At 29.5% G+C, this 12,862-nt stretch carries 14 protein-coding genes; 10 read left to right on the top strand and 4 right to left on the bottom strand.

The features are described from left to right. Positions 1–123 precede the first annotated feature (123 nt). Positions 124–1,806 carry a DUF262 domain-containing protein gene (locus tag CHB81_RS01890; protein ID WP_089350184.1) on the top strand — a complete coding sequence of 561 codons (1,683 nt, stop codon included), beginning with the start codon at positions 124–126 and terminating at the stop codon, positions 1,804–1,806. A 28-nt stretch (positions 1,807–1,834) separates the two neighbouring features. After that, positions 1,835–2,674: an RES domain-containing protein gene (locus CHB81_RS01885; RefSeq protein WP_089350183.1), complete on the top strand. Its 840-nt coding sequence runs from the start codon at positions 1,835–1,837 to the stop codon at positions 2,672–2,674. A gap of 370 nt (positions 2,675–3,044) precedes the next feature. Here CHB81_RS01885 and CHB81_RS01880 read toward each other — a convergent pair whose 3' ends face one another. Beyond that, a complete protein-coding gene (locus tag CHB81_RS01880; RefSeq protein ID WP_089350182.1) occupies positions 3,045–3,317 on the bottom strand; it encodes a helix-turn-helix transcriptional regulator in 273 nt (90 codons plus the stop codon). A 114-nt stretch (positions 3,318–3,431) separates the two neighbouring features. Between CHB81_RS01880 and CHB81_RS01875 the strand changes: the two genes are divergently transcribed. The 8 genes from CHB81_RS01875 (at position 3,432) to CHB81_RS01840 (ending at position 11,309) form a co-directional block, all read left to right on the top strand. Continuing rightward, positions 3,432–4,286 carry a toxin-antitoxin system YwqK family antitoxin gene (locus tag CHB81_RS01875; RefSeq protein ID WP_089350181.1) on the top strand — a complete coding sequence of 285 codons (855 nt, stop codon included), beginning with the start codon at positions 3,432–3,434 and terminating at the stop codon, positions 4,284–4,286. Between the two features lie 87 nt (positions 4,287–4,373). Next, a complete protein-coding gene (locus tag CHB81_RS01870; protein WP_089350180.1) occupies positions 4,374–5,129 on the top strand; it encodes a LytTR family DNA-binding domain-containing protein in 756 nt (251 codons plus the stop codon). Beyond that, positions 5,107–8,133, top strand: a complete 3,027-nt coding sequence (locus CHB81_RS01865; RefSeq protein WP_089350179.1) for a histidine kinase — start codon at positions 5,107–5,109, stop codon at positions 8,131–8,133. The genes CHB81_RS01870 and CHB81_RS01865 overlap by 23 nt, the downstream gene beginning before the upstream one ends. Positions 8,134–8,234: 101 nt before the next feature. Next, on the top strand, positions 8,235–8,852 hold the full coding sequence (locus tag CHB81_RS01860) for a hypothetical protein (RefSeq protein ID WP_089350178.1): 618 nt from the start codon (positions 8,235–8,237) through the stop codon (positions 8,850–8,852). Positions 8,853–9,072: 220 nt separating this feature from the next. Further along, a complete protein-coding gene (locus CHB81_RS01855; RefSeq protein WP_089350177.1) occupies positions 9,073–9,378 on the top strand; it encodes a hypothetical protein in 306 nt (101 codons plus the stop codon). A 25-nt stretch (positions 9,379–9,403) separates the two neighbouring features. After that, on the top strand, positions 9,404–9,688 hold the full coding sequence (locus tag CHB81_RS01850) for a hypothetical protein (RefSeq protein ID WP_141130347.1): 285 nt from the start codon (positions 9,404–9,406) through the stop codon (positions 9,686–9,688). A 13-nt stretch (positions 9,689–9,701) separates the two neighbouring features. Then, complete coding sequence (locus CHB81_RS01845) at positions 9,702–10,835, top strand: fibrobacter succinogenes major paralogous domain-containing protein (RefSeq protein ID WP_089350175.1); 1,134 nt, start codon at positions 9,702–9,704, stop codon at positions 10,833–10,835. Positions 10,836–10,856: 21 nt separating this feature from the next. Next, complete coding sequence (locus CHB81_RS01840; RefSeq protein WP_089350174.1) at positions 10,857–11,309, top strand: hypothetical protein; 453 nt, start codon at positions 10,857–10,859, stop codon at positions 11,307–11,309. Positions 11,310–11,343: 34 nt separating this feature from the next. Here the strand turns inward: CHB81_RS01840 and CHB81_RS01835 are convergent, their stop codons facing one another. From CHB81_RS01835 to CHB81_RS01825, 3 genes are all read right to left on the bottom strand, one after another. Further along, on the bottom strand, positions 11,344–11,964 hold the full coding sequence (locus tag CHB81_RS01835; RefSeq protein WP_089350173.1) for a recombinase family protein: 621 nt from the start codon (positions 11,962–11,964) through the stop codon (positions 11,344–11,346). A 140-nt stretch (positions 11,965–12,104) separates the two neighbouring features. After that, positions 12,105–12,416 carry a hypothetical protein gene (locus tag CHB81_RS01830; RefSeq protein WP_089350172.1) on the bottom strand — a complete coding sequence of 104 codons (312 nt, stop codon included), beginning with the start codon at positions 12,414–12,416 and terminating at the stop codon, positions 12,105–12,107. A 16-nt stretch (positions 12,417–12,432) separates the two neighbouring features. After that, entirely contained in the window at positions 12,433–12,756 is a 324-nt protein-coding gene (locus CHB81_RS01825; RefSeq protein WP_089350171.1) for a hypothetical protein, read from the bottom strand. Between the last annotated feature and the right edge of the window lie 106 nt (positions 12,757–12,862).

The raw sequence follows: 12,862 nt of genomic DNA, 5'->3' as shown, positions 1-12,862 counted from the left end.
TAAATTTTATTTGTAGTAAAATATTTCTAAATTAGCAAGAATATAAGTTGATTTATAAGAATAGATTAGTTTGATTTAAATCTATGCTGATTGTTAATATTAAAAACCAAATAAAATTTAATTATGTCAATAACGAAAAGTCAGACTGAAAAAATTGGGTCAATTTTCAATGGAAACAGATTTATTATTCCAACTTATCAGCGAAAATATAGTTGGACGGATAATGAAAGAAAGGCTCTTTGGAAAGATATTGAAGAGAGTCTAAAGGATAAAATGAATCATTTTGTTGGAACACTTTCATTTAAAGAAAATAGGAGTGTAGGTTTGTCAACGGATACTGTTTATGAAATCATAGATGGGCAACAAAGAATTACTACAATATTCATCCTGTTAAAAGTTCTTATTGATAAATTATCTGACCCAGATATTAGAGAAAGCCAGTTATCAGCATTTATTGGAAGTAAGGATAACCTAAAATTGCAACCACTTGGCGAAGATGGAAATTTTTTAAAGTTATTACTTTTTGAATTTGAAAAAATAGATATTAATACAGTTAATAAGAGGAGTCAACGCTTTATGTTTTCTGCAAAGAAACTATTTATCGCATTTTCTAACGCTTTGACCTCTGCAGAAATTGAACAAAGAATAATTTTTATCAGAGATAATATTGAAGTTTTGGTTTTTAATGTTGAAAGTCAAGCGCAGGCTGTTAAGATGTTTTCAATTATCAACGACAGAGGTTTGCCTTTAAGAATTTTAGATAAAACAAAAAGTATTTTAATGTTGTATTCGACGTTGCATTTAAAAGAACAATTAAATGATGATATAAATAATAGTTTTGAAAACATTTTTGATAGTTATGATGATTTATTAGTTTGTAAAGAAAACTTAGGAATACTAGGGAGGCTAGAAGAAAACACAATATTTACTCAACACTATTATTCTTCAAGAAAACTTTTCGCATCAACTTGGAACAATAGAGATGGAGCTGATACTATTTTTGATAATTTGAAAACTAAATGTGAAGAATTAAAAGAAAAGCCAAGTGAGTTAGAAAGTTTTATATCACAATACTTACTGGATTTTGAAAATTTTGCTGTTAGTTATTCTAAACTTGTGAAAGAAATTGAAACAAACCCATTATTCCAAAAACCATTTAGACATTTAGAATTTACTGCTACATTATTTCCATTGCTAGTTCGACTTTATATGCAAGGAAAACTCGATTCCTTACTAACGATATTGGAAACGATTGAAGTAAGAGTTTATAAACTACGAGGTACAAATCCAATTGCGGATATTTATTGGCTGAGTTCTCAAATTGTTGAATACGATTTAACTGTAGAAGAAATTAAAAATCACTTAATTAATTTTAGTGAAAAATTTGTAAATAACCACGTATTTGGTACTTATTTGGATGGTGCGATTTATGGTAATGGAGCTGTAAAATATATTCTTTCAGAATATAGTAATGATAATCATGATGTTATAACTTACAAGGACTTTCAGGTTGAGCACGTTTTTAGCAAAGAGCCAAATTATGATGCAACCTCTTATGATTTTTCTGATGACTATGATTATGAGAAAAATCGTTTAGGTAATCTAGGATTGTTGGAAAAGAACTTAAATATTGGCCTGGGGAACTTACCTCCTATTAACAAAGTTAATGGATATTTGAACTCTCAAAACACTGAAATTAGAAACCTAGCAGGGGAAATTCAAAAAGGAAGTTTTAATAAAATGAGCGTGGATGACAGAAGAAAAAATATTATAGATTTTTGCGTAACTCGATTTAATTTAGGATAAACATTCATATATTTTAAAAAATAATAAAATGACAGTTGAAAAAGTAAAAAATGTAATTGAGAAATTAGAAGCTATCAATCCAGAAAATGAATATGCTTACGAAAAAGCAGTTTTAGCTTATTTAACAATAGGTAGATTACCTGTTTTATTATACGATATTCCTGAAAAGTCTGTGTTTTTTAGAACAAGGACTCATGAAAAAGATGATTTATTTCAGTCCATATCAGAGATATCAATAACGCCTAACCATTTTGTTAAAAATTTTGCAAGATGTAATCGCCCTTTCCAATCTAAATTCTATTGCTCAGAAAACAGACCTACTTCATTTGCGGAATTAGTTGAATATTGGTCAGAAACAAAAGAAGTTAATGATAAAGTATACGTAACTATTGGTAGATGGCAGTTGACAAAACCTTTCAGAGGAATTATAGTGACAACACCCGATAAAGAGAATAGGGTTTCAGAGTTTGATAAAGAGCATGGAGCTGTAATGGAAACATTCATAGAGCAATCTGATTTAGAGATGAGAGAGGCAATAATATTATTTTATAGATTCCTTTTTGAAAAATTCAGAAAGTCTTCAAAACATGACCCGAAAACATATATAATCACTACAGCTTATTGTAATGTTGCTCTTGCTCATTCAGAAGGTAAGGCAGACGGAATATATTATCCAAGTGTTCCTTTTGGTGGACAAGGAGTGAATTTAGCAATAAACTCAGAGTTTATAAAAAATCTTGAATTAACTCATGTTTTAAGAAATGAATTGACTGTTTCTAAAAATGGAAATGATAAGCATGAGTTTACAGAAACAGGTAAAATAGATGCATCAAGTTTTAGCTTTGCTCAAAATTTAATCCAATGGTAAATTAATTAAATAAAACTAAAATCTCCAAGTATGTATGATTATTAGAGATTAGAATTGTATTAATAATTATTTTATGAGTAATAAAAATCAGGGTGGAAGTATTCTATTGCTAGCTATTTTTGGGGCAATTGCTCTAATGATATTTGCTGGAGATTTTTTATTTCTTTTCTACATTTTAGGATTTTTCGTCGTAGTTTTTATTTTTATAAATCTTTTTGGACGTCGCTAAATTACTATTTTAAATTTTAGATGATGATACCAAAAGGATTACTATCTTTATTATTCATATTTGAAGATTAGTGTAGTTTTTAAATATGAAGAAGCCACTTTTTACAGAAGTGGCTTCTTTTGTATTACTTAATACCTTAAGTTATTCATTTGGGCTTGGTGTTAATTCAAAATTAAATAACTCGTTTAGTGGTACTTCTAAGGCGCGAGCAATTTTGAATATTGTGCTAACTGTGGGATTTATTCTTACAGTCTCAATTCTCGCAATTTGAGATAAAGTTATTTCGGAACGATAAGCCAGTTCTTCTTGCGATAAACCTTTTTCAGAGCGTATTTCTTTTAGTCGCTTAGCAAGCAACTTTAAACCTTCTTCATCGAAGATTAATTTTCTTGATTTATTATCATCCTTTTTCACTCCATCAAAATGAAGGTATTAATAATAAAATTATTATAGCACATGTGCTATAATTTGTATATTTGAAAAAATAAATGCAAAAAGAAAAACTTAAAAATTGTAAAATCTTTAAAGATGAAAAAAACTCTATTATTTGTAATATTACTGAATGTTTTAACTTCCTGTACTAATAAAAAAGCTCAAAATGTTGAAACAGCCTCAACCGTTTCTTCAATTACAAAAGGTTCAATTTCTAAAGAATTGGGAAAAGAGGAATTCGAAGATAAACTAGAATCTACAAATACAAATGATAAAATCCTACGTGAATATTCTGGGTTTACTTTTGAAGAAACAGGTTACCATGATAATGGACAAATAAGCTTAATAATAGTTAAGCCAAAAGGGACTACAACAAGAGATATAGTACAAGGCACAGATGTTAGAATACTGGTTTCTTATTTTGAAAATGGTAAAATAGAGAGTAAGATGAGAAGTATGGGGACTAAAAAAGAAGGAGAAACGATTGCATATTATCCCAGTGGTCAATTAAGAAGTAGGGATAATTACACAGGAGGTATTCAAATTGACGAGTCTGTTCGGTATTATGAAAATGGGCAATTAATGTATAAAATGAAATACGTCTATGGAAAACCAGATGGTCAAAGTATATCTTATTATGAAAACGGAAAAATTAAATCTAAAGAAAACTTTGTAGATGGTTTGTCAGATGGAGAATTTGTTAGATATTATGAAAAAAATGGACAGTTAGAAGTTAGAACCAATTCTATAATGGGGAAGTATAATGGTAAATGTATTTGGTATTTTCAAAATGGAAATGCTAGCAAAATTGAAAACTATTCAAACGGCGTTTTAATTGGGGAATCTAAAAGATATTCTGAGGATGGAATAATAAAACAAACCATTGATAACGATAATGGAGTTACAACTGATTATGATGTACATGGAAATCCAGTGATTAAAAATGAATAATATTTAAGGATTTACGTGTAATTGCAATTTCAATACGTTTACTAATTCAACTCTCGGAATTCTTTAAAATCTTTTTACATTTATAAAATGATTAAGACCATTATTGTAGACGATGAATATAACGCTAGAGAATTTCTGGAAAAGCTTTTAACCCGCTATTTTCCCGAAAAGTTTCTAATTCTTGACAAATGTGAAAATGTCGATGAAGCTATCATATCTATTGAAAAATTTAATCCAGAATTAGTTTTTTTAGATGTGCAAATGCCTAATAAAAATGGTTTTCAACTTTTTAAAGAATTAAATAAAGTAAAATTTGAAGTCATTTTTACTACCGCTCATACTGAGTTTGCAATTGACGCTATAAAATGTAGTGCTTTAGATTATCTATTAAAACCAATCAATTATATCGATTTGTTGGAGACTATTAAAAAGTATGATAGCAAACAAAATAAGGCATCGCAAGAAGAAAAACTAAGATTGCTTTTAGAAAATATCGATACTGGTGGCTCAGAATACAATAGGATAGCATTACCAACAGAAAATGGATTTGAGTTGCTTAAAACGAACGCAATACTGTATTGTGAAGCAGATAGTAACTATTGTAAAATTGTTTGCTTAGATGGCAGAAATATTACTTTGTCTAAAACATTGAAATACATTGAAGAGCTTCTTCCAAGTTCCATTTTTCAAAGAATTCATAAATCATATTTAGTAAATCTGAATTATGTTACCCGATTTAACAAAACCAATGAACTCCTTGTAGAACTTAGCAATGGGGAAAGTCTTCCTGTATCTGTTAGAAAAAAAGAAGAATTTATAAATGCTATCATTCAGAAAAAGTAACCTTTTATTTATACTGCTTTGTTTTGTTGAAATAGCTTTTTCTCAACAATTTCCATCAGAGAATTTCTCAACAATTGATGGACTGCCAAATAATAGTGTTTATTCCATATACAAAGATAGCAGGGGAATTCTGTGGGTTGGAACGGCAAATGGATTATCAGCAATTCAAAATGGAGGAGTAAAGAATTACTATGTTTCTGATGGGTTGGCTCATAATAACTGTTGGGCAATCGTTGAAGATAGAAATCATAATATGTGGTTTGGTAGTCATGGAGGGGGTTTGACTTTTTATGATGGCAAAAAATTTGAAGTCGTTGATAAAAAGAAAGGACTAATTCATGACAAAATCCGACGTTTATTTATTCATAAAGATTTCCTTTATGTAGGAACAGAATTTGGAATTTCTGTGCTTGATATCAATTCTAAAAAAATCATTTTCAGTAAGAAAATTGTTGGTTGCAGGAATTTATTTCAAGTCATGGATTTTGTTGAAATTAACTCTAAAATCTATTTTGGAACTTTTAATGATGGTTTTTGGCGGGTTGATTTATCTACAGAAAGTATAAAATTGATAAATCATAAAGAACCAGATATATTTTCAATTCATAAGAAAAATGATAGTCTTTTTATTTGTCATAGTGATGCAATTGGTAAATCCATAAGCAAAATTTACATTACCGATTATTTAAAAAATGAAGAATCCAACATTCGTTTTGGGAGTAGTGTTTTTTGGAATTTTGTCACTGATAAAAGAGGAGTGACTTATGTAGCAGGTAATGGAATTAATTTTGCTACGGGGGGGATTTATAAGGAAGTAAATAATAAACTCGTTAATCTTAATAAAGAGTTTGGTGTCGAAAGCTCTGAAATTTGGAGTTTATTTTATGATTCTCCAACTGACAACTTATATATAGGGACTATAAATAAAGGACTATTTAAAATTGATTTGAAACAACAGATTAAATATTATCCTTCATCATTTTATAATAAATCAAAACTAGATATAGTATGTCTTAAGAAGATGGGGAATAATGAGCTTATTCTACATAAGGATGGGCTACTATTTCTTAGCGGAAAAGAAATTACTACTGAAATCACAAATCAGATGTTTTATAATTTTGCTAGTAAATGGTATAAAGAAAATTCAATATTTAGATATTTTGAACACAATGTGTCTTCTGATGCAAAGGAACTAAAAGGTATTGAGTTAAGAAGTATTCAGTTAGTGAATTCAGTTATTTGGGTCAATTCAACGATTGGATTGTTTGGAATTAATTCTAAAGGACAAATAACGCTTTATTCTCCGTATTCTGTAAGCGCTTATAATTTTTTGAATCAAAATTCAATAATTTATCAAGTTGCTTATGGCAAGTTTTATAAATCAGAAAATTTTAGAAATAATAAAGGTTTTAAAATATATGAGTTGTCAGACGAAAATACTCCAAGGGATGCTTTCGCCATTTATTCTTTATATGGTAAATATTATATAGCTTCTTCATCAGGTGGGTTGTATATCTTTCAAAACGATAACTCCTTTTCTTGTGATTTAAATAAGATATGGAATGAAAAAGAACTTGTTCAGGCTAAAGTTAATGATAAAAGTGAACTTGTAATTGCAAATTCTTTCGGAGATGTTTTTGTTATTGATGTTTCAAAAGGATTTAAAGTAATTAAAAAAATTAATCGAAAAGAGTTAATTGGTAATTCAATTTCATTTTTGGAATGCTACAAAGACTTTTTGTTTATAGGTACTGAAAAGGGTTTAAATATTTATAAAAACGGCAGTATTAGATTAATTGATGAGGAACAAGGCTTAAGGACTAAAATTTTTACTTCCTCAAATATTGAAGGAACTATTTTAAAAATTGGAACTCAGGACGGTTACTATGAGTATGACTTTAAAGATTACATCAAAGCCGAAAGTAATCTTATAAAAGTAAAAGTTACAGGAATTGAAGTTAACTTCGAGAAGATTAATCAAAATAGTTTTAAATGGTTATATTATAATTCGGACAAAATTGAATTACCATATAACAGGAATACGATTTCGGTTGCATTTGAACCTCAATTTGCACAATACCCTAATAAGCTAGAATACCGATATAAGCTATTTGGATTAACTAATTCAAATTGGAGTAAATGGACAAAAGATAAAAATATCAATCTTACTTATCTGCCAGATGGCAATTATAAAATTAGATTACTAACCAAAGATTTACACTCTGGTCAAATATCGTCAAATGATATTTTAAATATTGTAATAACTGCGCCTTTTTGGAAAACTTGGTGGTTTTTAATAAGCTGTTTTATTTTTGTTTTTGTATGTGGATACCTAATTTATATTAATCGTATTCGTATCATAAAAAAGCAGGAACGGGCAAAGGCAGAGGTTCAAAAACGTTTAGCGGAAACAAAAATGGAGGCATTGCAAAGCCAAATGAACCCTCATTTTATCTTTAACGCAATGAACTCTATCCAGAATTATATCATCGATAATAACACAGATGATGCCTTAATGTATATGGGAGAATTTTCGAAGATAATTCGTCAAACATTAAATAATTCGTCAATTCAAAAAATTGCATTATCTGACGAAATTGAATATCTAAAATCTTATGTTGCCCTAGAAAATATGAGATTTAGAAATCACATTCAGTTTGAGCTTACCGTTGCTGAAGAATTAGATTTATTTGAAGTTGAAATTCCTCCAATGCTAATTCAGCCATTTATTGAAAATGTATTCGTCCATGCCTTCGATTCTCATTCAATAAGCCCAAAATTATTGCTTTCTTTTAAGCTAGTTAAAAATATTGTTTACATACAAATTTTAGATAATGGTAAAGGAATGGAGTTTAGAAACCTTAATAAACTTCATGCTTCAAAAGGAATAGATTTAGCTAAAGAAAGAATATCGTTATTCCAACCTAATAACTTGAATCCAATATTGATTTCTTCAGAACTAAATGAAGGGACAACGGTAGAATTACGTCTTCAAATTCTATAATTTTTACGATTAATCATAAAATCTGTACGAGAACTAGTTGTTCAAATTTTAATATTTCTGTAGAAGTAGTTTTGCTCTATATTAATCTTAAAAACAAAACTATGAATAATTTAAAATTACTTACGAAGATTTTTTTCTGTGCTTTTCTTATGATAATATCATATAGTTGTACCAGTTCTGATGAAGATAAATTAAGTGACAATTTGTTTTTGCAAATAAATGTTTCAGGAAAAAATTATACAAGTGAAGGATTATATTCAACGGGTTTTAGTGGTCAGGAGAATTGTTTGGATAATGGAGATTTATTTTTACAATATGTTGGTGAAGTAGAAAACTCATCGTTATTTATCGAAGTTAGTTTTGCACATTTTGAAAATTTAATTGACTATTCAAATACGCAAAAAAACAACATTCTTAATACTAGAACAGTAGATACAAATAGTGTCTGGGCATTTTCTACAGATGGGATTGACAGTGATTTTTGTAATCTGAATAATGATTTAAGTATTGTTTATGAAGATAAAAGCACAGATACTTATTTGCATTTAAAACCAAATGCTCAAAGTATTCACAAAATAACCAAAGTTGATTTTTTATCGGAGGATTCTGAAGCTAAATACTATATTGTTGAAGGAAATTTTAACTGTACGTTTCTTAATAAGAATATTGATGTTCCAGTTAGTGGTAATTACAGAATTAAAATCGAAGTTTTAAAATAAGAAATAGACTTTTCCGAAATTAATTTATAAACAGTAAGCCTTATAAAACTATTCAGAGATGAATAGTTTTTTTGTTTGTTGCCAAACGTTAAATTGTTAAATCTTCACGATAACTAATTGGTAAAAGTTTAATAAGATGCTTGTACTAGTTTTGAGATTTTAATCAAAGAAAGTATAAAGAATTTAATCAATTTCAATACCTAAAGTAAAACTTAAAAAGATGGCTATAAGAAAAAGCAAAGAAGAAACCTTTTCTGTAAAAGGTAATATTGAAGAATGGATAAAAAAAGGAGAAAAGGCTCTCCAAAATGGTGGATTTTCAAATGTTAAAAATAATAAGTTATTGAATCAGTTAACAGCGGACTACAAAAAGCTGACAGTTGTCGGAGAGATTATAGTGACTTTAATACCTGAAGAAAATAACATCAAGATTAATGCTAAATCTAGTGCTAATGTTGATAATATCTTTGCTCTATTTACTAGTCCAAATCAAAAGATATTAGACCAATTTAAGAATAGTTTCTAATTAATAAGTACGTAAATAATAGATTATGGAAAAAGTAAGGTTATTGCTAGAATTAAACATGACAATTCATGAGTTGATTGAATGGATAAAGTTAAGAGGAGAAGCTGTAGAGCTTCAGGATAGTATTTTTGGAATCCCCAATGATAAATATATTGAAAGAGTAATAATTCTTTATGATAATACATATTGGGTAATATATGCAATTTACGATAATTTTTTAGAAAGATGTTATTGGGAAGATATGAATGATTTTGATTCTGAAGAAACAGCTCAGATTGCTTATAATGAATTAGTACAATTAGCAGATTAAAGAAAACTTTGCTATGAATAAAATTTATCTATTTCTTCTTTTTATCGTTTTAATCTCTAGTTGTGCTAAAAATAAAAACGAAAAAAATAATGCGGTACATACAGCCGATACCAATATTAATACTATAGATAGTCAACAAGCAAAAAGGGATTCTATTGCTTTCTTGCAAAAAGAAAAATATGAGCAATATCTCAAAGGGACAGGTTTTGAAACAGTAAGCTATGGAGACCAAAACTGGACTAAATATAATTTAAATGTCAGTGTTTTTAGAAATGGAGATAGTATTTCAGAAGCTAAAACCAACGATGAGTGGAAAGAAGCGGGAAGGCTTCAAAAACCTGCATGGTGTTATTATAATGATGACTCTGAAAATGGAGGGAGAAGCTATTACGGGAAGCTATACAACTTTTGGGCAGTAATTGATGAAAGAGGGTTAGCACCAGAGGGGTTTCATATTCCAAATAATGATGAATGGGAAATATTTTTGAAATTTTTAGGTCATGATAGGTATGACCAATGGTCAACTACAGCAGGAGAAAAACTGATTTCTGAAACTGGATTTAATGCTTTGTTAGGAGGCTATCGAGACGATTCAGGGGCATTTAATGATATTGAAAAAGATAATCATTATTGGAATCGTGCACATTGGTGGACTTCTAGTTATCGTAATAATGTAAGTCTTCAAAGCGATAATATATATCCAGAGTATGTTGAGTTAGATAACGAATATAGAACAGAGAGTCCTACTAGTTATGTGTATAATCAAAATTATGGTTTCTCAGTAAGATGTATTAAAGGGGGACAAAATACTCTGCAAGCAAAGAAGCGAGCTAAAAAAGAATTAGAAGCAGATTTTGCTGTTGCGAAACGTAAGGCTGAATATAGTAGAATAGAAGAAGCGAAAGAAAAAGAAAAACAATCAAATGTGGCATTTTCAACTGATGGAACAAAATGCAAACACTGTGGATTAGGAATTTACAGGGGAGGCGTTTGTTCTCAGTGCGGAACCGTGAGTAGAGAAAGATTAAATGAGTCACTTTCAAGCAGACCAAATTGCGAAGGCTGTAATGGGAGTGGTTATGTTAACGGTTACAATGGAGTTCGCTTATGTCAAGTTTGTAAAGGTTCAGGAAAACAAACTTATTAAGAATATAAAATTTACATTATTATGGATATAAAATACTATCACTACACACCAAAATATAGGCTTGAGGAAATTATTGAAAGTGGAGAAATTAAACTTGCAAATGCAAGTGTATATGCGCCTAAAGAAAAAGCTTGTGCATGGGTTTCAACTAATTCTCATTGGGAACACACAGCAACAAAAAGTTTACGGGATAAATCTGGTAATATCAAAACATTGACATTTGCTGAGCAATTAGATATTTTAGGATGTACTAGAATTCAGGTTAAGCCAATTGGATTAACACATTGGGGAAAAATCAAACATCTCGCTAAAATGGACTTAGAACACGCTAAACGAATGGAAAATGTGGGATTAGTTAAAGGGGCGAGCCCTAAAGAATGGTTTGGAAGTCTTGTACCTATCAAGAAAGAAAATTGGATTAAAGCTGAAATATATCGTAATGGAGAATGGGTCGAATATAAGGTTTTTAATTGATGATAAAGGCAGTATTTACTGCCTTTATTAAATATTATGATGATTTTGCAATATTTTTTTTTACTTTAATGATTGTTGCTGAAGATGCTCCTGTAATTTCAGAAATTTCACGAATGGTAAGACCTTTTTGAAGCTTTTTAACAATAGTCTGGTGTCTCTGTAAAAGTTTTTCATCAGTTTGGATGCTTCCTAATTTTCTGCCTGTGAATTTGCCCAGAGCTTTGCCAATTGCTATACCTTCGGCAGTTCTAGTTTTAATGCGGTTCCGCTCCATTTCGCCAATACTTCCCATTACTGAAATCACTAATTTTGCCATTGGATTTTCCTGGCCATTATCCAGAAGGGTTGAGAATCCCTCTTTTAAAGATTTAAGATTAATACCGTTTTGAGTAAATAATTCAATAGTATTCAGAATATCTAATAAATTTCTCCCAAGTCTATCAACTGAATCCACTACGACAGTACAGTAATTATTTTGACTTGTAATTACATCAAACATTTTTATTGCCTCAGGACGTTGCATGAATGGAATATTTCCTTGGATTTTTTCAATGAAAACATATTTTGTATCATAGCCAATGTGATTTTTGAAATTCTCGATTTGGCGACTTGAATTTTGTTGAGTAGTTGAGATTCTAGAATAGAAGTAAAACATAACTTAAAATTTTAATTGATTTTTGCTTTAAAATTAGTCTCTGAATTATTTTAAAACATTTGACTCATTTGATAATGCTTTAGAGAGGTTTAGCTGTTTTAGATTATGGTTATAGTCTAAAACTAAAGCAGGACTGAAATTTATTTACCTTCAATCCAATCGATAACAGGAACTAACATATCACAATATGCTCCTTCAAAAGTTTTAACTACTTCCCGATTTTTGTTGATGAATATTATTGTGTAATCGTCAACCCAACGAAGACAAATTTTTACCCATCCTTTGTGCTTTAACCCATTTACTTGAAAAGATAATCCACCTTCAAATTCATTGTTTTCACTAATTGCGGAAAAGCTTTTGGCTCCCCATGCCATTAAAGCATTTCTGTCCGCATAATTAATTTGTTCTATTATTGTGTGTGCAATTTGCATCGTTCTTGATGTTGTTTCCATGTTTTTTGTAATTACGTTAGTCTAATGCTCCAAAGCTTCTTATATATTCTTCAGGTGTTTTAGGATTCCAGAAGCTTTCAAATTGAATTGCAGTAACAGAATTTGTTCTGATTAGTTCTCCAAGATTTTTAATTGATTTTACGGATAGTGTTCCGCAATCTGTCCAAACTTGATTTATTCTAAAATCATTTCCTTTTGACTCTTCGTTTAAAACTGCATTACCAAAATCTTTTAGGCTAAAATATGGTCTATAGCCATTTTGAGTTACCAATTGAAGAGTTAGCCCTTTTAGGCTTTCTTTGATTTCTCTTAATTCTAATTTAAAGTCTTTTGCGGTCATAAATCAAGTATTGTTTTATTATTATATGACAAAGTAAAGTAATATTTTATTTAAAAGCAAATTTTACTTTATTTTTATCTGAATAAAGTAAGCCCTGCTTTATTTT

Source organism: Flavobacterium sp. ov086 (assembly GCF_900187965.1).
Classification (GTDB): Bacteria; Bacteroidota; Bacteroidia; order Flavobacteriales; family Flavobacteriaceae; genus Flavobacterium.
This window is presented reverse-complemented; position numbering and strand designations above follow the sequence as displayed.